The following is a 20,235-nucleotide window of genomic DNA, read 5'->3' as shown; positions in this document are numbered from 1 at the left end:
GTGTCCGATTCTGTGCTTCTGGATCCGGTCGACCTCGAGATTCTACGCCTCCTGCAGAACGACGCGCGGACGACCTACAAGGACCTCGCCGCCGCCGTCGGCGTGGCTCCGTCCACCTGCCTCGACCGCGTCAACCGGCTGCGCCGCACCGGCGTCGTCCTCGGCCACGAACTGCGGGTCGACCCGGCCCGTCTCGGGCGGCCGCTGGAGGCGCTGCTCGCGGTGCAGGTGCGGCCGCACCGCCGGGAGCTGATCGGCCCCTTCGTGGAACGCGTACGGGCGCTGCCCGAGTCGCGCACGCTCTTCCACCTCACCGGGCCCGACGACTACCTCGTGCACGTGGCCGTCGCGAGCACCGGCGACCTCCAGCGGCTGGTGGTCGACGAGTTCACCTCGCGGCCCGAAGTCGCCCGCGTGGAGACCCGGTTGATCTTCCAGCACTGGGACTGCGGACCGCTGCTGCCGCCCACGTCAGGAATATGATCCGCAATGGTGATGACGGAGCCCGGCGCTCCGTACCAGGATGTGACCATGTCCGACAGCACCGGCAGCGCGCTGCCCCGCCAGATCGCCGACGCGTACGTCGACGCGGTCACCGAACTCGACCCCATCACCGCCACGTACCTGGGGGTGCCGACCGGCCGGGACCGGCTTCCCGACTTCACCCCCGCCGGCCTGGAGGTCCAGGCCGAGCTCGACCGCCGCACCCTCGCCGAACTCGACGCCGCCGAGGCACCGGACGACGACGAGCGCCGCTGCGCGCGGCTGCTGCGCGAACGGCTCACCGCGCAACTGGCCGTCCACGAGGCGGGCGAGGGCCTGCGGGCCGTGAGCAATCTGCACTCCCCCGTCCACTCGGTGCGCGGCGTGTTCATGCTGATGCCGACGGAGACCGAGGAGGACTGGGCCGCCGTCGCCGCCCGGCTGCGCGCGGTGCCCGAGGCCCTGGCGGGCTACCGGGCGTCCCTGGAGGAAGGGCTCGCCCGCAAGCTGCCCGCCGGGCCGCGCCAGGTCACCACCGTCGTCGAACAGCTCGGCGAGTGGCTGGGCGAGGGTGCCGGTGCGGGTGCCGACTGGTTCGCGCAGTTCGTGAAGGAGGGCCCCGAAGCCCTGCGCTCCGGACTCGACGCCGGCGCCGCCGACGCCACCGCCGCGGTAGCCGCCCTGCGCGACTGGCTGCGCGACACCTACGCCCCCGCCGTCGAGGGAACCCCGGACGCCGTCGGCCGCGAGCGGTACGCCCGCTGGGCCCGCTACTGGACGGGCTCCGACCTCGACCTGGACGAGGCGTACGCGTGGGGCTGGGAGGAGTTCCGGCGCATCGAGGCCGAGATGCGCGTCGAGGCGGAGAAGGTGCTCCCCGGCTCCACCCCGATGGAGGCCCTGGCCCACCTGGACGAGGCCGGCGAGGCCATCGACGGCGTCGACGCGGTCCGCGACTGGCTGCAGGGCCTGATGGACGAGGCCATGGCCGCGCTCGACGGCACCCACTTCGACCTCGCCGAGCCCATCAAGAACGTCGAGTCCCGCATCGCCCCGCCCGGCAGCGCCGCCGCGCCGTACTACACGGGCCCCTCCATGGACTTCTCCCGCCCGGGCCGCACCTGGCTGCCCACTCTGGGCCGCGAGCGGTTCCCGGTCTGGGACCTGGTCAGCACCTGGTACCACGAGGGCGTCCCCGGCCACCACCTGCAGCTCGCGCAGTGGGTGTACGTCGCGGACCGCCTCAGCCGCTACCAGGCCACCCTCGGCCAGATCAGCGCCAACGCGGAGGGCTGGGCCCTGTACGCCGAGCGCCTCATGGACGAGCTCGGCTTCCTGACGGACGCGGGGCGCCGGCTCGGCTACCTCAACGGGCAGATGCTGCGGGCCACCCGCGTCATCCTGGACATCGGCATGCACCTGGAGCTGGACATCCCGGAGGACAGCCCCTATCGCCCGGGCGAGACGTGGACGCCGGAGCTGGGACGCGAGTTCTTCGGGCGCTACAACGGGCTGAACGCCGCCATGCTCGACAGCGAGATCATCCGCTACCTCGGCATGCCGGGACAGGCCATCGGCTACAAGCTGGGCGAGCGCGCCTGGCTCGCCGGCCGCGAAGCCGCCCGCAAGGCGCGCGGCGACGCCTTCGACCCCAAGGCCTGGCACATGGCCGCGCTGTCACAGGGCTCGCTGGGCCTCGACGACCTCGTCGACGAGCTGTCGCGGCTCTAGAGCCTGGCGGTGCCCCGTCCTCCCCCGGGCCCGGCCCGGGGGAGGACGCCGTACACCGCCGCTCACCGCTCCAGGTCGGGCCAGGCCGCCACGAGCTCCCGGTAGTCGGCGAAGCGGGGGCCGGGAACCGTCTCCTGGACCGGCCGGCCGTTCAGCCAGTCCATCCGGTGAATGCCGGTCTCGGTGTCGAGCAGGCAGCACACTCCCCCGACGGCGGCCGTGAGACCGGTGAACACCGATCTCACGCTCGCGGACCGCTCGAACATCAGGCTCATCCCGGTCGTCGCCGCCATGAACTCCAGTGTCGTAGTGGGGGTGCGGCGCGGGCGCGAACCGGACCGTCAGGTAGACGTAGCCGATGGCGACCCTCCCGAGTCCGTCGACCTCGGGGTCCCGGCTCTCCAGGTACGCGCGTACCGCGTCGTCGACCCCGAACATGATCGACGTGTCGAGCTCCAGCACGTCGCCCGTGGAGCAATCGACCGGCTCGCTCCGGAATCCGGAGGTGAACGGGACGACGATGCGCTCCCCACCGGGCAGGGTCACCGTCAGCGGCGGCACGCGCGAGGCCGGCGGCGCCAGCGTCACCACCTCCGCCAGCGCGGCGGCGACGTCCCGGGCCGGAACGACGATCTCATAGGTGTAGTCGAGCCCCATGCGCATCCTTCCCCTGAGCCGCACCGGATCCTGCCACCCCGGGCCGGCGGAGGCCTGCGAATTTCCCCTGGGGTTGCGCCGCCGCCCGATGTCCGCCCCCGGCGCGGGGACCCGCCCACGGGGAACGGTGGGGGCGGATAGGGTGAGGTGCATGGGGGTGTTGCACGGATGATTCCGAATGCTTCGCGGGAAGACGGCCGGCTGGTGCTGACGCACGAGCGGGTGGTGCTGAGGGAGCAACTGCGGGACGAGGCGGCGCAGCTGGCGGACGGCAAGCCGGCCGGGCTGGAGTGGATCGACGGAGGCCCCGGCGAGGGCACGATCATCGCGGCCGGGATGACCACGATCGCGGCCGCCGCCGGGGTGTACGCGCCGGGGTGGGGGCTGTTCGTGATCCAGCGGTCCGACGACGGCCTCGCCCTCGGCGGCATCGGCTTCCACGGGCCGCCCTCGGCCGTCGACGGCGTGGTCGAGATCGGCTACGACCTGTCGGAGTCCGCGCGCGGCGCCGGCTGGGCGACGGACGCCGTGCTGGTCCTGTCCCGGTGGGCGCTGAGCCGGCCCGAGGTGCGCACCGTGCTGGCCACCACCGACCCCGGCAACCGCGCCTCCCAACGCGTGCTGGCGCGGGCCGGCTTCGGGCGGGTCGCGGACCGGGACGCCCAGTGGGCGTACGAGCTGCGGCCGGCCGCGGTGTGACATGACGCGGTGCGCGGCGTAATTCGCTGTCGCGGTGACCGCGTCGTGCGTCACCATCGGCGACCGTGAACACCGCATCCCCGTCCCGGACCCTCTTCCTCTCCCCGCGCGTCACCGCCACCGGCCACGCGCTGGCCGCGGCCGCCCGTCGGCGCGGCATGGCGTCGCACACCCTCCGCACCTGGCGGGTGCCTCCGGAGGCTCGGGAGACCGCGGGGGCCGCCCTCTACTCCGGCCCGCTGTTCGCCGACGCCGTGGCGGCGGACCTGGGCCTGGGACTGCTGGAGGCCGACGAGGACTGGCTGGCCCGGCTGCCGGCCGAACTCCTCGGGCGGCAGGTCGAGTTCATGACGCTGGCGGAGGCCCGCCGACTGCGCCGTCCGGCCTTCGTGAAGCCGCCGAACGACAAGAGCTTCCCGGCCCGCGTCTACCGCGACGGCAGCGGCCTGCCCGGCCCGGACGCGGTGGACGACGACACGCCGGTGCTGGTGAGCGACATCGTGGCGTTCACCGCCGAGTACCGGCTGTTCCTGCTGGACGGCGAGGTCGTGGCGGGCAGCCGCTACGCGACCCGCGGTGGCCTGGACGTGGCTCCGCTGGACGACGACCCGCTGTCCGACGGGGTACGGGACTTCGCCGGGCGGCTGTTCACCCCCGGCGTGCCGGAACTGCCCGGCGCGGTCGTGGTCGACGTCGGCCCGATCGACGGCGGGTGGGCGGTGATCGAGGCCAACGCGGCCTGGGCGAGCGGGCATTACGCCTGCGACCCCGACGCCGCGCTGGACGTCGCCCTGCGTGCCGCGGCACCGGTCGCGGAGCTCGCGCCGCGGGACCGCCGGTTCCTGCGGCCCGCGGCCTCCGTCGTCCGGTGAGCCGCCCCCGCGGCGGCGTCAGCAGCCGCAGTCGTCCCCGCTCACCGGCGCGGTGAGCGGGTCGGCGGGGCGCCGCCCGGCGCCGTCGGCCGTCTCGTAGCCGAAGCCCTCCCGGATCCAGTACTCCATGCCGCCGAGCATCTCCTTGACCCGGTAGCCGAGGCTCGCCAGGGCGTACGCGGCGCGGGTGGCGCCGTTGCAGCCGGGGCCCCAGCAGTACACGACGACGGGGATGTCGCGGTCGAGCAAGGCGGGGGCGAGCCGCGGGATGTCCGCGGTGGGCAGGTGGACGGCGCCGGGGATGCGGCCCTGTTCCCAGGCCTGGGTGGAGCGGGAGTCGACGACGGTGAAGCCGGGTCCCGCGCCGGTCTCCGCCGCAGTGGCGAGGGCGGCGGCGACGTCGGACACGTCGGCGTGGAAGGCGAGGCTCGCGGCGAAGTACGCGGCGGCGTCGGCCGGCGCGGCGGGCGGCACGCGCAGGACGGGGTTGTCGGCGGTCTCGGCGGCGGAGGCGGCGGTCTGTGTCGTCATGGCGGCAAATCTACGAGGCGTGGACGGCCGCTTGAAGGGTCGTTCCCCGGCGTCACCCTTGCCTGCCCGGGGAAATCCCTGGTAGTCACCCACCATGACCGTGGATTCCCTCGACGCCACCGACTGGCGCATCCTGGACGCCCTGCAGCGCGACGGCCGGGCCAGCTACGCCGAACTGGCCCGCGCCGTGTCGATGTCCCCGAGTGCCGTGACCGAACGCGTACGGCGGCTGGAGGAGGCGGGGGTGATCACGGCGTACACCGCCGTGGTGGACCTGGAGCGGATCGGCCGCCCGATCCTCGCGTTCGTCCGGCTGCGCTATCCGCACGGCAACTACAAGCCGTTCCACGATCTGCTGGAGTCGACCCCGGAGATCCTGGAGGCGCACCACGTCACGGGCGACGACTGCTTCATCATGAAGGTCACCGCCCGCTCGATGCGTCACCTGGAGGAGATCACCGGCCGGGTCTCGGGCCTGGGCTCGGTGACGACCAGCATCGTGTACTCGTCACCGCTCGCCCGCCGTGCGGTGGCGGAGGGCTGAGCCGCGCTGTCCCTTGACCACCTGCAGCTGGGCGGGGACGCGCTGCCGCAGTTCGGCCACGTGGCTGACGATGCCGACGGCCCGGTCCCGTTCGCGCAGCCCGTCGAGGACGTCCAGCACCTCGTCGAGGGTCTGCTCGTCGAGACTGCCGAAGCCCTCGTCGATGAAGAGCGTGTCGAGCCGGGCGCCGCCCGCCTCGTCCGTGACGACGTCGGCGAGGCCGAGGGCGAGCGCCAGGGAGGCGAAGAAGGTCTCGCCGCCGGAGAGCGTCGCCGTGTCGCGCTCGGTGCCCGTCCAGGAGTCCACGACCAGCAGCCCCAGACCCGACTTGACGTTGCGTGAGGCGCGGGCGTCGGTGTGGACGAGGGTATACCGCCCGGAGGACATGCGGTGCAGCCGGACGCTCGCCGCGGCCGCGACCTGTTCCAGCCGGGCGGCCAGCACATAGGTCTCCAGCTCCATGCGCAGCGTGTTCTCCCCCGCGCCGGTGGCCAGATCGGCCAGCCGCCGCAGCCGCGCGTACTCCTCGCGGGCCGGGGCGAGTGCCCTGCTCCGGGTCAGCGCCTCCGCGCGCAGCCGGTCGAGGGCGTCGCGGGTGGTGCGGGCGGCGGCCTGGCGGGCGGCGGCGTCGCGCAGCCGCCCGGTGGCGGCCTCGACGGCGTGCCGGGCGGCGTCCGGGTCGGCCGGGGGGCGCTCGGCGGCCTCGGCCAGGTCCAGCGCGGTGAGTTCGGCGGTGACCGCGGCCTCCTCGCGGCGCCACTCCTCCGCCCTCCGGTGCAGCCGCTGCCGTTCTGACTGCGGGAGCACCGCGGCCGCCGCGGCCTCGGGCGTGCCGAAGCCGGCCTTGTAGGCGGCGTCGGCGAGGTCGGAATCGGCGTCCTTGAGCGCGCGGGCGGTCTCCTGCCCGGCGCGGGCGGCGCGGGCGGCGTTCGCGGCGTGCTCGGCGTCCGCCGCGAGCCGGGCGCGGCGCTCGGCGACGGTGGCGTACGGGCCGCGGGCGCGGGCCAGGCGGCCGGCCAGCTCGGTGTGCTCCTGGTCGAGGAGTTCACGGCGGGTGGTCAGCGAGGCGAGCCGGTGCTCCGCCTCGTTGCGGGCCGAGGCGCGCCGGGTGTGTTCCGCGACGGCCCGGTCGAGGGCCTGCCGGGCGGCGGGCAGACCCGCCGCGGCCCGCACGGCGGCCTCGTACTCCCGCTCCAGCGCGGCGTGCGCGGCGGCGAGTTCGGGCTCCGGTTCCGCTCCCGCGACGGCGAGGGCCGCGTCGCGGGCGGTGGTGACGCGTACGACCCGCTCCTGCGCGGCGTCGCGGGCGGCGGCGGCCCGCTGCTGGGCCTCCTGCGCGGCCTCCTCGTCGGCGCGGCCCACCTGACGGCCGGTGGGGCGGGCCGGGTGCGGGTGTTCGGTGGCGCCGCAGACCAGGCAGCCCTCGCCGGGGCTGAGCTGCGCGGCCAGTTCGGCGGCGATGCCGTTGATCCGGGCCTCGCGGACGTCCTGCCAGTGGTCGCGGGCGTCGGCGGCCGCGTCGCGGGCGGCGCGCAGCCGTTCCTCGGCGGCGAGCAGCGCGGTGGCGTGGGCGTCGCGCTCGCGGGCGGCGTCCAGGCGGCGCCGGGCCCGGTCGAGGGCGCCGGAGAGTTCGGCGGCACGGGTGGCGGCGGACTGGGCGGTGTCGACGGCGCGTTCGTGGCCGAGGCGTTCGGCCTCCCAGCCGTCCAGCCAGGCGGCCGCGTCCGCGATCAGCTGCTCGTCGGCGGCCGCCTCGCGCTCCACGCGGCCGCGGTCGTTCGCCAGTTCGGCGGCGCGCTGCTCGGCCCGGCCCGCGTCGGCGAGGCCGCCCAGCTCCTCGCGGAGCCGGTTCTCGTACTCCGTGAGCTGTTCCGCGCCCGCCTCGTAAAGCTCGGCGGGGAGGCCCGCGCGGACGGCGCGCTCCTGCGCGGCGGCGGTGGTGTGCCGGGCGGCGGCCCGCTCGCGCAGTTCCAGGGCGGGCACCACGGTCGCGGCCCGCTCCGCCGTCTCCAGCATCCGCTCTTCGCGTGCGCGGGCCTCGCGCTCGCCGGCCATGTCCCGGGCGCGACGCCCGGCGGCGGCGTGCCGGCGCTGCCTCTCGGCGAGTTCCCGTACGGCCTCGGCCTCGCGCTGGGCGTCCTCGTGCGCGTCCTCGGCGGCGGTCACCGCGAGATCGGCGGCGTCGACGCGTTCCCGGGCGGTGCCGGCCAGGACGGCCGCCCAGCCCAGGATGCGCTCGGCGAGTTCGGGATCCCCGGCGGCGAGGGTCTCCGGGTCGTCACCGGCGGCCTGGCCCATGCGCTCGGCCAGGCGCAGCAGTTCGTCGTCGCCGGCGGCGACGCGCTGCTCCGCGGCGCGGCGCTGCGCCCTGAGCCACTCCTCGACGGCCTTGAAGCGGCGGGTGTCGAAGAGTTTGCCGAGCAGGGCGGCCCGGTCGGTGGCGGTCGCCCGCAGGAAGGTGGCGAACTCGCCCTGCGGCAGCAGCACGACCTGGCAGAACTGCTCCCTGCTCATGCCGATGAGCTGCTTGAGCTCCTCGCCCGCCTCCTGGTGGGACTTGCTGAGCGCCCGCCACTCCCCCGCCGTGTGCTCGCGCAGCAGGGTGACGGCCTTCTCCAGGGTGAAGCCGCTGCCGCGCTTCTTGGGGCGCGGCTGCTCGGGACGCCGGGTGATCTCCAGCCGCCGGCCGCCGACGGTGAGGTCGAGCACGACCTCGGTGGGTGTGTCCGGCCCGGCGTGGTCGCTGCGCAGCCGGTTGCCCTGCCGGCCGCCCGGGACGCCGCCGTACAGGGCGAAGCACACACCGTCCAGGACGGAGGTCTTGCCCGCGCCGGTCGCGCCGTGCAGCAGGAACAGCCCGGCCGAGGACAGCTCGTCGAAGTCGACGGCGTGGGTGCCGGCGAACGGCCCGAAGGCGGTGAGGGTCAGGCGGTGCAGGCGCATCAGTCGGTCTCCGCCCGTGCGGCGTCGCTGCGGACCGCGTCGAAGGCGTCACGCAGGACCGCCCGCTCCGCGGTGTCGGGTCCGGTACCCGGCTTTCCGGGGCACCGGGTGATCTCCGGCTGCCGCCCGCCCACGGTCAGGTCGACCACGACCCCGGTGAGCGTGTCCGGCCCCGCGTGGTCGCCGCGCAGCCGGTTGCCCCGCCGCCTGCCGGCGGCGTGGGTGCCGGCGAACGGCCCGAAGGCGGTGAGGGTCAGGCGGTGCAGGCGCATCAGTCGGTCTCCGCCCGTGCGGCGTCGCTGCGGACCGCGTCGAAGGCGTCACGCAGGACCGCCCGCTCCGCGGTGTCGGGCCCGGTACCGCATACGTGGGCCACGAAGTCCTCGGCGATCTGCCGGTCGGAGCGGCCGCGCAGCCGCTGCGCGTACGAGGCGAAGGGGTCGTCGTCCACGCGCTCGGGCTCGAAGGCCAGGGCGAGGGCGTACGGGAAGCGCTTGCGCAGCCGGGCCATGGGCTCGTGCGGGCGGTGCGGGTCGGTGAGGGTGGCCTCCACCCAGGAGTCCTCGTGCCGCTCGTGCGCCGGGTCCGCCAGGAGTTCCTCCAGGCGCCCGCGGATCCGGGCGAGCGGACGCGGCACCGGGCAGTCGACGCGCTCGGCGGCGACGGAACCGTCCGCGCCGAGGTCCACCAGCCACATGCTCTTGCGGTGGTCCGCCTCGGAGAAGGAGTACGCCAGCGGGGAGCCGGAGTAACGCACTCTGTCGGTGATCGTCTGGCAGCCGTGGAGGTGGCCGAGGGCCACATAGTCGACGCCGTCGAAGACGCCCGCGGGCACGGCGGCCACGCCGCCGACCGTGATGTCCCGCTCACTGTCGCTGGGCGCGCCGCCCGCGACGAAGGCGTGCGCCAGCACGACCGAGCGGGTGCCCGCCGGGCGCGCCGCCAGGTCGGCGCGGACCCGGTCCATGGCGGCGCCGAGCACCTCGGTGTGCCCGGCCCGGTCGAGGGTGAACTGCTCGCGCACCAGGGCGGGTTCGAGGTACGGCAGGCCGTACAGGGCGACCGGCCCGTGCTCGTCGGCGAGGACGACCGGAGTGGCGCAGCCCGCCGGGTCGGTCCGCAGGTGGATCCCGGCGCGCTCGATGAGGCCGGCGGCGACGCCCAGCCGGCGGGCCGAGTCGTGGTTGCCGGAGATCATCACCGTGGGCACGCCGAGGGCGGCGAGCCGGTGCAGCGCGTCGTCGAACAGCTCGACCGCGGGCAGCGAGGGCAGCGCCCGGTCGTAGACGTCGCCGGCGACCAGGACGGCGTCGACGCGCTCCTCGGCCACCGTCGCCACCAGGTGGTCGATGAACGCCGCCTGGGCGTCGAGCAGTCCGACCCGGTGGAAGGACCGTCCCAGATGCCAGTCGGAGGTGTGCAGCAACCTCACCGCGGCTCTCCCGCCCGCATGTTCCGCTCCTCCGGTTCACGTTCCGCATGCTCCGCACGGGACCCGGTGTCCCCACCGGTCCCGTGCGCTCCGAGAGCAGGCTATCCGCCACCACTGTCAGCGCGTCGCGGGAGTCCGAACTCGGGCAAGGTCGGTCAAGCGTTGTGCGCGGGCCACCCGGCAAGGTCACCCACGCGAATCCCGCCTGACCTCCCGGACGGGCGAACCCCGGCGTGTACGGGTGATCGGCGGGGCCACGACACCCCACCGTGTGTCCGGTGAACGCACTGACACCCGCGGCCGGGGCGGCCGTCATGGCGACCGGCATCCTCTCCGCGGGGCTGCGGCTGGCCGGGTACGAGGGGGCGGCGCTGGCGGCGCTGGCCCTGGCCGGGGCGGTGTGGGCGGTGTGCGCGGGGGCGTTCGCCGCACGACTGTCGCACGGCCGGGAGCGGTGGCGGCGGGAGGCGATGACACCGGCCGGGCTGACGGGTGCGGCGGCGACGTGCGTGCTGGGCACGTGCCTGTCGCTGCAGGGGTGGCAGGAGGCCGCGGCGCTCGCGCTGGCACTGTCGGCGGCGCTGTGGCCGCTGCTGCTGGTGGCGGTGGTCCGGGGCTGGGAGCGGGGGCTGCCCGGGGTCGTGTTCCTGGTCTGCGTGGCGACGGAGGGCCTTGCCGTGGGCGCGGGCACCCTCGCCGTGCCGTTCCGCCTGCCGTGCGGCTGCTCTGGGAGGCCCTGGCCTCGTCGCGGGGGGAGACGCTGGTCAACTGCATCACCACGCCGAATCAGTGGGCGGTCGACGTCGGTCTGGCCGCCCGTCTCGACATCGGGCAGGAGGGCTACATCGCCGTCCGCGGGATGCCCGTCCTGGCCCCGTACCTCGCCAGTGGGCACTTCCTCTGACCTGCGGGCCCGAATCTGCTAGACGTCCACGAAGGCGCTGCCCGACACCTCCACGCCCGCGGTCCCCGCCGATGCGTCGGCGAGCCAGGTCCGGAAGGCGGCCAGCTCCTCCTCTGGCACGCCCAGCTCGATGCGCACCTCGGCCGCCCCGTAGGCGACGCCGCGCACGGCGCGCCCGGAGGCGCGCAGGTCGTTCTCGATGCGCCCGGCCCGCTGGTGGTCGGCGACGACCGTGACCAGCGCGAGCTTCTGCCGCTCCACCGTGCCCAGCTCGTCGAGTGCCGCCGAGACGGCTCCACCGTAGGCGCGGACCAGGCCGCCCGCGCCGAGCTGGATGCCTCCGTAGTAGCGGGTGACGACGGCGACGACGTCCCGTACCTCGCGGCGCAGCAGCACCTGCAGCATCGGGGTGCCGGCGGTGCCGCCCGGCTCCCCGTCGTCGCTCGCCTTGTGGATCCGGCCCTCGGCGCCGATCACGTACGCGAAGCAGTTGTGCGTCGCCCCGGCGTGCTCCCTGCGGACGCGGGCGATGAACTCCTGCGCCGCCTCCTCGCCGGACACCGGCGCCAGCGCGCACAGGAACCGCGAGCGCTTGATCTCGCTCTCGTGGACGTGCTCGCGCCCGATCGTCAGATACCGCTCCACCACCCCGCCACCCTACGGGAACAGTCAGGTGCGTCCTCTGGTTGACTGCTGCGGATCGGAACCGAGGGAGGACGACGTGTACGGAGACGACGCGACGGTACGCAAGATCCTGACCGGCCTGGGGGACACCTGGGCCGTGGTGGGGCTGTCCAACAACGCCTCGCGGGCGGCGTACGGCGTCGCCGCGGTGCTGCAGCGGTACGGCAAGCGCGTGGTGCCGGTGCACCCGAAGGCCGAGACCGTCCACGGCGAGCAGGGCTACGCCTCGCTCGCGGACATCCCGTTCCCGGTGGACGTGGTGGACGTCTTCGTCAACTCCGACCTGGCCGGAGCGGTCGCGGACCAGGCCGTCTCGATCGGCGCGAAGGCGGTCTGGTACCAGCTCGACGTGATCGACGAGGCCGCGTACGACCGCACCCGGGACGCGGGGGTGCTCATGGTCATGGACCGCTGCCCCGCGATCGAGATCCCCCGGCTCGGCTGACTGCCGCGCCCCGCCCGCGGCGCCCGTCCGGCGCGGGGAAAACCCCTGCGTACCGCCTGGTTGCCTGTTGTAGCGTGCGACCCATGCCCGCTCTCGTACGCCCCGCACAAACCGATGACGCCGCCGAGCTGGTACGGCTGCGCAGGCTGATGTTCCTGGCCATGAGCGGGCGGGACGAGCCCGGCCCGTGGGAGGCGGCCGCCAAGGAGCGGGCGCGGGAGCAGCTGGCCGGGGGCGGCACGCGGCGGCTGGGGGCGTTCGTGGTGGACGGCGACCCGGCGGTCGCGGACGGCTCGCATCTGGCCGCGTGCGCGGTGGGGCGGATCGAGGAGCGGCTGCCCGCCCCGCAGCACCCGGCGGGTCGCTTCGGCTTCGTCTTCAACGTCTGCACGGACACCCGTTACCGCGGTCTGGGCTACGCCAGGGCGACGACGGAGGCCCTGCTCGCGTGGTTCGCGGAGCAGGGCGTCACCCGCGTCGACCTGCACGCCACCCCGGAGGCGGAACCGCTCTACCGCAGCCTCGGTTTCGCCGAGCATTCGATCCCGCTGTCGCTGGACCTGTCGCGGCGCCGGGTCAGCGGACGGGCGGCTCCGCGATGAGGGCCGTGCCGACCCGGTGGAAGCCGAGCCGGGCGTAGATCCGGGCGACGTCCTCGTCGCCCGCGGACAGGAACACCGTCCTCAGCCCCCGTTCGCGGGCGTCGGCGACGAGCGCGCCGGTGACCGCGAGGGCCAGGCCGCGGCGGCGGGCGCTGGGCAGGGTGCCGACGCCGACGATCTCGCAGACCTCGCCCACGGGGTTGTACTGGCCCGCGCACAGCGCCGTACCGCCCTCGACGGCGGCGGCGAACACGGTGAGCCCGGCCCTGACGCGGGCCTCCGCGGTCGCCACGAGCCCCGGACCGGCGTGCAGCGGCAGCGCGGCGGCGAGATCCGCCCGGCCGGCGGTGCCGATGGCCGTGCCGGGCTGTGCGAAGGCCAGGTGCGGGACGGTGAGGGCGGTGGGCAGGGCCGGGTCCCCGGGCCCGAGCACCCGGACGGCGACGTCCGCGGGGAGTTCCGGCAGCAGCGCGGGCGGGGCGAGCGGATCCAGCACCATCAGCGGGTGCGCGTGGACGGAGAGCCCTGACGCCTCCGCCGCCTCCCGCAGCCCGGGGGTGGTCTCCGCGACCCACTCGAAGCACTCGGGTACGCCCAGCTCGCGCTGGCGGGCCCGGACCCGGTCCACGTCGGCCCGGCGCACCGGGCCGTCCGCGCCGAGCGCCGGGCGGGCGTAGAACGGCCAGCCGACGCCCTCGCGCACGAAGAGCGTGAGCGGGCCGAGCTCCTCGGCGCGGGCGCCCGCGCGGGGCACGGCGTCGTAGTAGCGCTCCAGGCGGTCCAGCAGTTCCGTCACGCGGGAAGTCCCAGCCCTTCCAGGAGTTCCACGCCGGGCAGCGACGCCAGTGCCTTCCCCGGCACCAGCAGCTTGCCGCGCCTGCGGCCGCTGCCGATGATCACGTACGGGGTGTCCGCGACCGCCGCGTCCACCAGCAGCGGCCAGGCGGCGGGCAGCCCGATCGGGGTGATGCCGCCGTACTCCATGCCGCTCTCGCCCACCGCGGTGTCCATGGGCGCGAACGAGGCCTTGCGGACGCCGAGGTGACGCCGCACGAACCCGTTCACGTCGGCCCGGGTGGTGGCGAGGACGACACAGGCGGCGAGCGTCACGTCCTGGCCGCGCTTGCCCGCGACGACCACGCAGTTCGCGGACTGGTCCATGCCGACGCCGTACGTCTCGGCGAAGACCGCGGTGTCGGCCTTCTCGGGGTCGGTGTCCACGAGCAGCAGTTCCTCGACGGGCACCTCCCCGCTCCAGGCGGTCAGGGCGGCGGCGACGGAGGCCGGCAGCAGGTCGAGCCGTTCGACGGCCGGGTGGACGTCGGCGAAGGTGCCGATGGGTGCGCGCATGTCCAGCACGCTAACAAATCCGGTGAGTTGGCGGAGGCGCCTCAGTGGGGGGCGGGGACCGAGATGGCCAGCGTCATCTCCATGACCTCGGTGCCCCGGTTGCGGTAGCCGTGCGGCGCCGCGGCCTCGAAGCTCGCGGTCGTCCCGGCGGGCACACGGTGCTCCTGCCCGTCGACGACGAGGGTGAGCTCGCCCCGCTCCACCCGGATCAGCTCCACCGTGCCGGGCGGGTGGGCGTCCGAGTCGTGGCCCTCCCCCGGCATGATCTGCCACGACCACATCTCCAGGGGGCCCGGCGCCTGACCGCCGGCCAGCAGCAGGCCCCGGCTGCCCGCCGGGGTGCTCCACAACTCGACGGCCTGGTCGGCGGGGACCAGCCGCACCTTGGGTCCGTCCTCGTAGTCCAGCAGGTTCACCAGGCTCGCGCCGAGCGCGTCGCCGATGCGGACGATGGTGCCCAGGCTCGGATTGGTGCGCGCCTGCTCGATCTGGATGAGCATGCCGCGGCTGACGCCCGCCCGGGCGGCGAGCGTGTCGAGGCTGTAGCCGCGCTCCAGGCGCAGGCGCTTGACGTTGCGCGCGAGGGAATGGGCGATCAGGTCGAGGTCCGGCACCTACACCGTCCAATAGATTGAATGCAGCAGTTCACTTTGCTGCACTACTCTGGGTTGCACTGCGCTGTTCACCGTACTGCACTGCGAGGGAGCCCCATGACCGCGGTCTTCGCCCTGGCCACCAGCCTTCTGTGGGGCCTCGCCGACTTCGGCGGCGGGCTCCTCACCCGCCGCTTCCCCGCGCTCACCGTGGTCGTCGTATCCCAGGGCGTGGCCGCCGCCGTGCTCGGCGCGGTCGTCGTCGCGACGGGCGGCTGGACCGAGGCCTCACCGCGCCTGTGGTTCGCCGCCGCGGCGGGTCTCATCGGCCCGGTCGCCATGCTCTGCTTCTACCGCGCCCTCGCCCTCGGCCCCATGGGCGTCGTCTCACCCCTGGCCACGGTGGGGGTGGCCGTCCCGGTGAGTGTGGGGCTGCTGCTCGGGGAACGCCCCGGGCCCGTGCAGTACGCGGGCATCGCGGTGGCCGTCGTGGGCATCGCCCTGGCCGGCGGACCCGAACTGCGCGGGGCGCCGGTGCAACGGCGGGCCGTGGTGATGACCCTGGTCGCGGCCTTCGGCTTCGGCGCGGTCATGACCCTCGTCGCGGAGGCCTCCCACACGGTCACCGGGCTCTTCCTCGCGTTGTTCGTGCAGCGCGTCTGCAACGTCGCCGTGGGCGGGGCGGCCCTGGCGGTGTCCGCGCGGCGGGGCGCGCCGGTGCTTCCCGAGGGGGGCCTGCCGACGGTCTGGCGCAGCCTGCCCGCGCTGTCCTTCGTGGGCCTCGCGGACGTCGCGGCGAACGGTTCCTACGCCCTGGCCGCGCACCACGGCCCCGTCGCGGTGGCCGCCGTCCTGGCCTCCCTCTACCCCGTCGTCACAGCGCTGGCCGCCCGCGGCGTGCTCGGGGAGCGGCTCCGCCCCGTCCAGGCCGCCGGCGCGGGGTTGGCCCTCGCGGGGTCGGTGCTGCTTGCCGCGGGCTGACGGGGTGCGTGTGGCTGCGCCGGGCTGCCCGGTGTCGCCTGTGTGCGGGTGCGTTGTGGTTGCCGTCGGGGGTGGGGGTCCCCGGACACGAACGGCCCGAACACGGGAACCGCGGTCAGGCTTCCGACGCCAGCTTCCCCTCAAGCCCCGCGAGAAGCTCCGGCTCCAGCCCCGCAAGCGCCGCCAGCTGCTGATGCGTCGCCCCCGCGGGAACCGGCCGCGGCGTAGGCGTCCGCAGCGGCGGCTCCCACCCCCGCTCGGGCGTCCAGCGCCGGACGACCCGGGCCGGCGCGCCCGCCACCACCGAGTGGTCGGGGACCTCGCCCCGCACGATCGCCCCCGCCGCGACGACCACGTTCCGCCCGATGCGCGCCCCCGGCAGGATCACCGCGCCCGCACCCAGCCAGCTCCCCGACCCGATCTCCACGGGCGCGGAGCGCGGCCACTGGCGGCCGATGGGCTCGTGGGGGTCGTCGTACGAGTGGTTGTCGCTCGTGACGTAGACGTACGGCCCGCAGTAGACGTCGTCGCCGAACACGACCGGCCGGGAGGCGATGACGTGGCTGCCGCGGCCGAGGACGACGCCGTTGCCGAGCCGGACGACGGGGTCGGGGCCGAGGTCGAGGCCGGGCATCATCCCGGCCGTCAGGGTGACCTGTTCGCCGATGATGCAGCACTCGCCGAGGTGGATCCACCGCTCCCCGAAGATCGTCCCCTGCGGGAACGCCAGCCGGGTGCCCGCCCCGATCCGGCCGAAGCGGAGCGCCCCGGGGCGGTCGGCGGACACGGCGCCCGCGTTCTGGATCCAGCGCCAGCCGCGGTGCACCAGACGCGAGACGGCACGGCGGCGCCAGGCCGCCGCGGAGGAGAACAGGTTCTCGTTTTTCGGCACCCGCTCACCGTACAGAGGGCGGGCGGACGCGGCCGGACGATCAGGTGTGATGTGCGCCGCGTTCGGCCCAGGCCACGGCGACCCGCGCGGCGAGCCGTACGTTGCCGCGCACGGCCGCGAGGTTGGCCTCCAGGCTGGCGCCGCCGGTGTGCTCGACGAGGTGCCCGAGGAGGAAGGGGGTGACGGCCTGGCCGGTGACGCCCTCGCGTTCGGCGGCGGCGAGCGCCTCGGCCAGGACGCGGTCGTGGAGGGCCGGGTCCAGTTGCTCGTGCTCCGGCACGGGGTTGGCGAGGATGATCGCCGAGGGCGGGCCGTCGAGGCCGTCCTGGGCGGCCATGACGCACGCGGCGTCGTCGGGCGTGGTGACCGTCCAGTCGACGGGCTCCCCGGACCGGCTGAGGTAGAAGCCGGGGAACTCCTCCGTCCCGTAGCCCACGACGGTGACGCCCAGGGTCTCCAGGCGCTGCAGGGTGGCCGGCACGTCGAGGATCGACTTCACCCCGGCGCACACGACCGTGATCCGGGTCCCGGCGAGCAGCCGCAGGTCGGCGGATTCGTCCTGCTCCTCGGTCCAGCCGCGGTGCACCCCGCCCAGTCCGCCGGTGGCGAAGACCCGCAGCCCGGCGCGGGCGGCGAGGAAGGCCGTGGCGGAGACGGTGGTGGCGCCGCTGGCGCCGGTGGCGATCGCGACGGGCAGGTCGCGGTGGCCGAGCTTGCGCATCCCCTCGTCGTTGGCGATGCGCTCCAGGCCCTTCTTGTCGAGCCCGACGCGGGGCACGCCGTCCAGCACCGCGATCGTCGCGGGGACGGCGCCGGCCTCGCGCACGGCGGCCTCGAGCTCCAGCGCCACCTCGTGGTTGCGCGGGCGGGGCAGGCCGTGGGAGATGATCGTCGACTCGAGGGCGACGATCGGGGTACCCGTTTCCAGCGCGATGATCACGTCATCGGAGAACTTCAGCACGCTGTACGCGCTACCCGCCACGCGATCAGCGCAATCACGCGGCTACGGTGATCCCCATGACGGAGAGAGCCTTGATCGCGGATGTCGCCGGGCGCACGCCCCGCCTGGACCCCGGCGCCTTCACGGCGCCGACCTCGGTGGTGCTCGGCGACGTGACGATGGCCGCCGGCGCGAGCGCCTGGTACCACGCGGTGCTGCGCGGCGACTGCGAGTCGATCAGTGTGGGCGCGGGCAGCAACATCCAGGACAACTCCACGGTGCACGCCGACCCCGGTTTCCCGGCGGTGATCGGCGCGGGCGTGACGGTCGGGCACAACGCGGTGCTGCACGGCTGCGTCGTCGAGGACGACGTCCTCGTCGGCATGGGCGCCACCGTCCTCAACGGCGCCCACATCGGCGCCGGCTCCCTGATCGCGGCGGGCGCGCTCGTCCCGCAGGGCATGCGGGTGCCGCCGGGCTCGCTCGTGGCGGGCGTACCGGCCAAGGTGCGCCGTGAGCTCACCGAAGAGGAGCGGGAGATGGTGCGGATCAACGCGGAGCACTACGTGCACCTCGCCGGCGCCCACAGGGCGGCCTTCGCGCGGGATTGACGCCTCAGTCCGCGGCCGCCGCCACGGCCTCCTCCTCGGCCGCCGTCTCGTGGGCCTTCGCGGCGGCCTTGGCCCGGCGGCGTACGACGAGGAACGAGCCGAGGCCGATCAGCACGGCGGCCGCCAGGCCCAGCCAGGAGAAGCGCTTGAGCCACGGCTCGGCGACGATGCCGACGTAGTAGATGACGACCGTGGTGCCGCCCGCCCACCCGATGCCGCCGAGGACGTTGGCGATGAGGAACTTCCAGTACGGCATCTTCAGCACGCCCGACAGCGGGCCGGCGAAGATGCGCAGCAGCGCGACGAAGCGCCCGAAGAACACCGCCCACATGCCCCAGCGCGTGAAGGACGCCTCGGCGGTCGCGATGTGCGCCGGCGAGAAGTGCTTGGGGAAGCGCCGGCCGAGCCCGTCCAGCATCGGCCGCCCGCCGCGGCGGCCGATGGCGTAGCCGATCGAGTCGCCCACGATCGCGCCGGCCGAGGCGCACACGCCCACGAGCCACGGGTTGACATGCCCCTGTGAGGCGAGCAGGGCAGAGCTGACGAGGATGATCTCGCCCGGCAGCGGGATGCCCAGGCTCTCCAGGCCGATGACGAAGCCCACCAGCAGGTAGACGCTGACCGGCGGGATCGTGCCGAGCCACTCCTGGACGTGCAAGGCCGCTTCCTCCCCCTAGGGCGGTCGGGTGTCGGGCAGTGCGCGGGGAGCGCATCGTTGCAGCGTAGCCGACATGCGGGCCGGCGCGTCGCCACCGGAGCGTCCGCCAAGGCCGCCCGGGCGGGGGCCGCCGCTCAGTTGTCGGGGCGCAGGGTCCAGACGATCGTCATCTCGCCCGTGACGGCTCCGTCCTCGCGCCGGATGGCGACGGTGACCGGGAACTCGGGGCGCTCGCCCCTGTCCAGTTCGGCGATGACGTCGGCGGCGGGGCGGCCGAGCTCGGCGGTGGCGGTGACCGGGCCCATGGCGAGCTTCTTGTAGCCGATCTCGGCGCGGACGGCGAGCGGGACGGCGCGCGAGAGCCGGCCGGCGAAGGCGGCCAGGACGATGGCGCCGCTGGCGGTCTCGGCGAGGGTGAACATCGCGCCGGCGTGGGGGCCGCCGACGTGGTTGTGGTAGGCGGGCTGGTCGGGGAGGCGGACCACGGCGCGCTCGGCGGTGGTCTCCAGGAACTCGATGCTGAGGGTGGCGGCCATCGGCACGGTGGCCGCCATCCGCTCGCCTATCTGGGGCTGGTTCTCGGACATGGCCGGATGTTACCAACAGGTAATGAACGCTTCCGTGGAACCACGACGGCCCGGCCCCTAGTGTCTCCAGCCATGTGGCCAGGACAGCAGCAGCCGGGGGAACCGCAGTATCCGCAGCAGCCCCCACAGAACCAGCCCCCGTGGCAGCAGCAGCCGCCCTCCCCGTACCGACCGCAGGAGCACCCGGCCTACCGGCAGCCCCCGCAGATGTGGGGCGCCCCGCAGATGCCGGGTGGGCCGAAGCCGCCCGGGGGACGCCGGGGGGCGGTGATCGCGGTGTCGGTGGTGGCGGCGGTCGCGGTGGTCGCCGCGGCCGTGCTCGTGGCCGTGAAGCTCACCGGGGACGACAAGGCGGAACCCCAGGCCGGACCGTCCGCAAGTGACTCCCCGCTCACCTCGGAGAGCGCCTCGGACTCCCCCACCCCCACACCCTCCGCGTCGGCGGGCGACGCCGGCCCGGGCCCGGACGACGCCCGCGGCGATCCGGGCGAGAACGCGGTCGAGCCCGTGGTGCCCGGCTGGCAGACCGTCGTCCGCAGCGACATGGGCGTCGCCTACGACGTGCCCAAGGACTGGACGGTGAAGTCGCAGGGCCTGCTCATCGGTTACGAGTGGGACAAGTACCGCATCGTCACCGGGGGCGCGGCCACGCTCGACGAGAAGTGGTGCGGCACCGACGAGCGCGGCCTGGCGGGCGTGAAGGGCGGCAAGGGCGCGAAGAGCCTGAAGTCCGAGGCCGCGAACGAGGCCTACAACTGGGCGTACGGCAAGTACAACCGGGAGGGCGGCACCAGCCTGACCGAGGCCACCGCCCGCACCTTCACCAACGCCCAGGGCGTCAGCGGCTGGATCTCCTCCACCCGGGCCACCGGGATGAAGGGCGAGTGCGCCGCCGACGGCACCGCGTACAGCTTCACCTTCCTCGGCAAGGACAAGGAGGTCCGCTCCTGGATCCTTGTCGTGGACAGCGGCTACGCGGGCGCGACCGACGCCGGGACGGTGGCGAAGGTGCGCGACAGCGTCCGGCTGGTCGGCTGAGGGCCCGGCGCGCCGGGCTCCGGGCCCCCGGGTCCCCGGGCCGGAAAACGGATTGCCA

25 protein-coding genes are annotated in these 20,235 nt (G+C 74.7%); 12 read left to right on the top strand and 13 right to left on the bottom strand.

The window, feature by feature from the left end; all coding sequences use genetic code 11:
* Together ACWDAS_RS25260 and ACWDAS_RS25255 are read left to right on the top strand one after the other, a co-directional pair.
* On the top strand, window positions 1–483 hold the full coding sequence (locus ACWDAS_RS25260) for an Lrp/AsnC family transcriptional regulator (RefSeq protein ID WP_450394964.1): 483 nt from the start codon (window positions 1–3) through the stop codon (window positions 481–483).
* 48 nt (window positions 484–531) lie between these two features.
* Window positions 532–2,214, top strand: coding sequence for a DUF885 domain-containing protein (locus ACWDAS_RS25255; protein WP_450394962.1), 1,683 nt, complete (start codon window positions 532–534; stop codon window positions 2,212–2,214).
* A 62-nt stretch (window positions 2,215–2,276) separates the two neighbouring features.
* Here ACWDAS_RS25255 and ACWDAS_RS25250 read toward each other — a convergent pair whose 3' ends face one another.
* On the bottom strand, window positions 2,277–2,507 hold the full coding sequence (locus ACWDAS_RS25250) for a hypothetical protein (protein WP_450394960.1): 231 nt from the start codon (window positions 2,505–2,507) through the stop codon (window positions 2,277–2,279).
* Between the two features lie 143 nt (window positions 2,508–2,650).
* Between ACWDAS_RS25250 and ACWDAS_RS25245 the strand changes: the two genes are divergently transcribed.
* The 3 genes from ACWDAS_RS25245 to ACWDAS_RS25235 all read left to right on the top strand — a co-directional run bounded on the left by ACWDAS_RS25245 (window position 2,651) and on the right by ACWDAS_RS25235 (window position 4,442).
* The gene (locus tag ACWDAS_RS25245; protein ID WP_450394957.1) at window positions 2,651–2,854 is read left to right on the top strand and encodes a hypothetical protein; all 204 of its coding nucleotides are present in this window, start codon (window positions 2,651–2,653) and stop codon (window positions 2,852–2,854) included.
* Window positions 2,855–3,039: 185 nt separating this feature from the next.
* A complete protein-coding gene (locus ACWDAS_RS25240) occupies window positions 3,040–3,570 on the top strand; it encodes a GNAT family N-acetyltransferase (protein WP_450394954.1) in 531 nt (176 codons plus the stop codon).
* A gap of 65 nt (window positions 3,571–3,635) precedes the next feature.
* Window positions 3,636–4,442: an ATP-grasp domain-containing protein gene (locus tag ACWDAS_RS25235; RefSeq protein ID WP_450394952.1), complete on the top strand. Its 807-nt coding sequence runs from the start codon at window positions 3,636–3,638 to the stop codon at window positions 4,440–4,442.
* An 18-nt stretch (window positions 4,443–4,460) separates the two neighbouring features.
* On the opposite strand, the gene ACWDAS_RS25230 is transcribed toward ACWDAS_RS25235, so the two are convergent.
* Window positions 4,461–4,973, bottom strand: coding sequence for a rhodanese-like domain-containing protein (locus ACWDAS_RS25230; RefSeq protein ID WP_450394949.1), 513 nt, complete (start codon window positions 4,971–4,973; stop codon window positions 4,461–4,463).
* A gap of 94 nt (window positions 4,974–5,067) precedes the next feature.
* Here ACWDAS_RS25230 and ACWDAS_RS25225 point away from each other — a divergent pair, with 94 nt between their 5' ends.
* On the top strand, window positions 5,068–5,517 hold the full coding sequence (locus tag ACWDAS_RS25225; protein ID WP_450394946.1) for an Lrp/AsnC family transcriptional regulator: 450 nt from the start codon (window positions 5,068–5,070) through the stop codon (window positions 5,515–5,517).
* Here the strand turns inward: ACWDAS_RS25225 and ACWDAS_RS25220 are convergent.
* Genes ACWDAS_RS25220 through ACWDAS_RS25210 form a run of 3 tightly spaced genes read right to left on the bottom strand, consistent with a single transcriptional unit; the run spans window position 5,482 to window position 9,892 of the window.
* The gene (locus ACWDAS_RS25220; RefSeq protein ID WP_450394943.1) at window positions 5,482–8,460 is read right to left on the bottom strand and encodes an AAA family ATPase; all 2,979 of its coding nucleotides are present in this window, start codon (window positions 8,458–8,460) and stop codon (window positions 5,482–5,484) included. The genes ACWDAS_RS25225 and ACWDAS_RS25220 overlap by 36 nt on opposite strands.
* Window positions 8,460–8,732, bottom strand: a complete 273-nt coding sequence (locus ACWDAS_RS25215) for a hypothetical protein (RefSeq protein ID WP_450394940.1) — start codon at window positions 8,730–8,732, stop codon at window positions 8,460–8,462. The genes ACWDAS_RS25220 and ACWDAS_RS25215 overlap by 1 nt, the downstream gene beginning before the upstream one ends.
* Complete coding sequence (locus tag ACWDAS_RS25210; RefSeq protein ID WP_450394937.1) at window positions 8,732–9,892, bottom strand: exonuclease SbcCD subunit D; 1,161 nt, start codon at window positions 9,890–9,892, stop codon at window positions 8,732–8,734. The genes ACWDAS_RS25215 and ACWDAS_RS25210 overlap by 1 nt, the downstream gene beginning before the upstream one ends.
* 278 nt (window positions 9,893–10,170) lie before the next feature.
* Between ACWDAS_RS25210 and ACWDAS_RS25205 the strand changes: the two genes are divergently transcribed.
* The gene (locus tag ACWDAS_RS25205; RefSeq protein ID WP_450394935.1) at window positions 10,171–10,818 is read left to right on the top strand and encodes a hypothetical protein; all 648 of its coding nucleotides are present in this window, start codon (window positions 10,171–10,173) and stop codon (window positions 10,816–10,818) included.
* On the opposite strand, the gene ACWDAS_RS25200 is transcribed toward ACWDAS_RS25205, so the two are convergent.
* Entirely contained in the window at window positions 10,815–11,444 is a 630-nt protein-coding gene (locus tag ACWDAS_RS25200; protein WP_450394932.1) for a YigZ family protein, read from the bottom strand. The genes ACWDAS_RS25205 and ACWDAS_RS25200 overlap by 4 nt on opposite strands.
* Before the next feature lie 73 nt (window positions 11,445–11,517).
* On the opposite strand from ACWDAS_RS25200, the gene ACWDAS_RS25195 reads away from it, so the two are divergent.
* Both ACWDAS_RS25195 and ACWDAS_RS25190 read left to right on the top strand, forming a co-directional pair.
* The gene (locus ACWDAS_RS25195; RefSeq protein ID WP_450394929.1) at window positions 11,518–11,925 is read left to right on the top strand and encodes a CoA-binding protein; all 408 of its coding nucleotides are present in this window, start codon (window positions 11,518–11,520) and stop codon (window positions 11,923–11,925) included.
* Window positions 11,926–12,008: 83 nt separating this feature from the next.
* On the top strand, window positions 12,009–12,527 hold the full coding sequence (locus ACWDAS_RS25190; RefSeq protein ID WP_450394926.1) for a GNAT family N-acetyltransferase: 519 nt from the start codon (window positions 12,009–12,011) through the stop codon (window positions 12,525–12,527).
* On the opposite strand, the gene ACWDAS_RS25185 is transcribed toward ACWDAS_RS25190, so the two are convergent.
* The 3 genes from ACWDAS_RS25185 to ACWDAS_RS25175 are packed head-to-tail and all read right to left on the bottom strand — an operon-like array spanning window position 12,502 to window position 14,491.
* Window positions 12,502–13,323 (bottom strand): GNAT family N-acetyltransferase, encoded by an 822-nt coding sequence (locus ACWDAS_RS25185; RefSeq protein ID WP_450394923.1) that lies wholly within the window; start codon window positions 13,321–13,323, stop codon window positions 12,502–12,504. The two genes, ACWDAS_RS25190 and ACWDAS_RS25185, sit on opposite strands and share 26 nt — an antisense overlap.
* Window positions 13,320–13,877, bottom strand: coding sequence for a YbaK/EbsC family protein (locus tag ACWDAS_RS25180; protein ID WP_450394921.1), 558 nt, complete (start codon window positions 13,875–13,877; stop codon window positions 13,320–13,322). The genes ACWDAS_RS25185 and ACWDAS_RS25180 overlap by 4 nt, the downstream gene beginning before the upstream one ends.
* Before the next feature lie 41 nt (window positions 13,878–13,918).
* Entirely contained in the window at window positions 13,919–14,491 is a 573-nt protein-coding gene (locus ACWDAS_RS25175; protein ID WP_450394919.1) for a helix-turn-helix domain-containing protein, read from the bottom strand.
* A 96-nt stretch (window positions 14,492–14,587) separates the two neighbouring features.
* Here ACWDAS_RS25175 and ACWDAS_RS25170 point away from each other — a divergent pair, with 96 nt between their 5' ends.
* Window positions 14,588–15,451 (top strand): EamA family transporter, encoded by an 864-nt coding sequence (locus tag ACWDAS_RS25170; protein WP_450394917.1) that lies wholly within the window; start codon window positions 14,588–14,590, stop codon window positions 15,449–15,451.
* Window positions 15,452–15,566: 115 nt separating this feature from the next.
* Here ACWDAS_RS25170 and ACWDAS_RS25165 read toward each other — a convergent pair whose 3' ends face one another.
* On the bottom strand, window positions 15,567–16,343 hold the full coding sequence (locus ACWDAS_RS25165; protein ID WP_450394915.1) for an acyltransferase: 777 nt from the start codon (window positions 16,341–16,343) through the stop codon (window positions 15,567–15,569).
* Between the two features lie 40 nt (window positions 16,344–16,383).
* On the bottom strand, window positions 16,384–17,304 hold the full coding sequence (locus ACWDAS_RS25160; RefSeq protein ID WP_450395068.1) for a pseudouridine-5'-phosphate glycosidase: 921 nt from the start codon (window positions 17,302–17,304) through the stop codon (window positions 16,384–16,386).
* 56 nt (window positions 17,305–17,360) lie between these two features.
* Here ACWDAS_RS25160 and ACWDAS_RS25155 point away from each other — a divergent pair, with 56 nt between their 5' ends.
* Window positions 17,361–17,894 carry a gamma carbonic anhydrase family protein gene (locus ACWDAS_RS25155; RefSeq protein ID WP_450394912.1) on the top strand — a complete coding sequence of 178 codons (534 nt, stop codon included), beginning with the start codon at window positions 17,361–17,363 and terminating at the stop codon, window positions 17,892–17,894.
* Window positions 17,895–17,898: 4 nt separating this feature from the next.
* On the opposite strand, the gene ACWDAS_RS25150 is transcribed toward ACWDAS_RS25155, so the two are convergent.
* Window positions 17,899–18,552 (bottom strand): DedA family protein, encoded by a 654-nt coding sequence (locus ACWDAS_RS25150; protein WP_450394910.1) that lies wholly within the window; start codon window positions 18,550–18,552, stop codon window positions 17,899–17,901.
* A 134-nt stretch (window positions 18,553–18,686) separates the two neighbouring features.
* Complete coding sequence (locus tag ACWDAS_RS25145) at window positions 18,687–19,139, bottom strand: DUF4442 domain-containing protein (RefSeq protein WP_450394907.1); 453 nt, start codon at window positions 19,137–19,139, stop codon at window positions 18,687–18,689.
* 72 nt (window positions 19,140–19,211) lie between these two features.
* On the opposite strand from ACWDAS_RS25145, the gene ACWDAS_RS25140 reads away from it, so the two are divergent.
* Window positions 19,212–20,177, top strand: a complete 966-nt coding sequence (locus ACWDAS_RS25140; protein ID WP_450394905.1) for a hypothetical protein — start codon at window positions 19,212–19,214, stop codon at window positions 20,175–20,177.
* The last annotated feature ends 58 nt before the right edge of the window (window positions 20,178–20,235 follow it).

This window comes from Streptomyces sp. NPDC001070 (assembly GCF_053598835.1).
Note: the sequence above shows the minus strand (reverse complement) of the source record. Positions and strands in the feature narration are given on the sequence as shown.

Bases quoted from the DNA above. Each gene is read 5' to 3' on its own strand.
- ACWDAS_RS25255 (WP_450394962.1), top strand. From the start codon at position 532: ATGTCCGACAGCACCGGCAGCGCGCTGCCCCGCCAGATCGCCGACGCG.
- ACWDAS_RS25250 (WP_450394960.1), bottom strand. From the start codon at position 2,507: ATGGCGGCGACGACCGGGATGAGCCTGATGTTCGAGCGGTCCGCGAGC.
- ACWDAS_RS25245 (WP_450394957.1), top strand. From the start codon at position 2,651: ATGATCGACGTGTCGAGCTCCAGCACGTCGCCCGTGGAGCAATCGACC.
- ACWDAS_RS25240 (WP_450394954.1), top strand. From the start codon at position 3,040: ATGATTCCGAATGCTTCGCGGGAAGACGGCCGGCTGGTGCTGACGCAC.
- ACWDAS_RS25230 (WP_450394949.1), bottom strand. From the start codon at position 4,973: ATGACGACACAGACCGCCGCCTCCGCCGCCGAGACCGCCGACAACCCC.
- ACWDAS_RS25225 (WP_450394946.1), top strand. From the start codon at position 5,068: ATGACCGTGGATTCCCTCGACGCCACCGACTGGCGCATCCTGGACGCC.
- ACWDAS_RS25220 (WP_450394943.1), bottom strand. From the start codon at position 8,460: ATGCGCCTGCACCGCCTGACCCTCACCGCCTTCGGGCCGTTCGCCGGC.
- ACWDAS_RS25215 (WP_450394940.1), bottom strand. From the start codon at position 8,732: ATGCGCCTGCACCGCCTGACCCTCACCGCCTTCGGGCCGTTCGCCGGC.
- ACWDAS_RS25190 (WP_450394926.1), top strand. From the start codon at position 12,009: ATGCCCGCTCTCGTACGCCCCGCACAAACCGATGACGCCGCCGAGCTG.
- ACWDAS_RS25180 (WP_450394921.1), bottom strand. From the start codon at position 13,877: ATGCGCGCACCCATCGGCACCTTCGCCGACGTCCACCCGGCCGTCGAA.
- ACWDAS_RS25170 (WP_450394917.1), top strand. From the start codon at position 14,588: ATGACCGCGGTCTTCGCCCTGGCCACCAGCCTTCTGTGGGGCCTCGCC.
- ACWDAS_RS25155 (WP_450394912.1), top strand. From the start codon at position 17,361: ATGACGGAGAGAGCCTTGATCGCGGATGTCGCCGGGCGCACGCCCCGC.
- ACWDAS_RS25145 (WP_450394907.1), bottom strand. From the start codon at position 19,139: ATGTCCGAGAACCAGCCCCAGATAGGCGAGCGGATGGCGGCCACCGTG.
- ACWDAS_RS25140 (WP_450394905.1), top strand. From the start codon at position 19,212: ATGTGGCCAGGACAGCAGCAGCCGGGGGAACCGCAGTATCCGCAGCAG.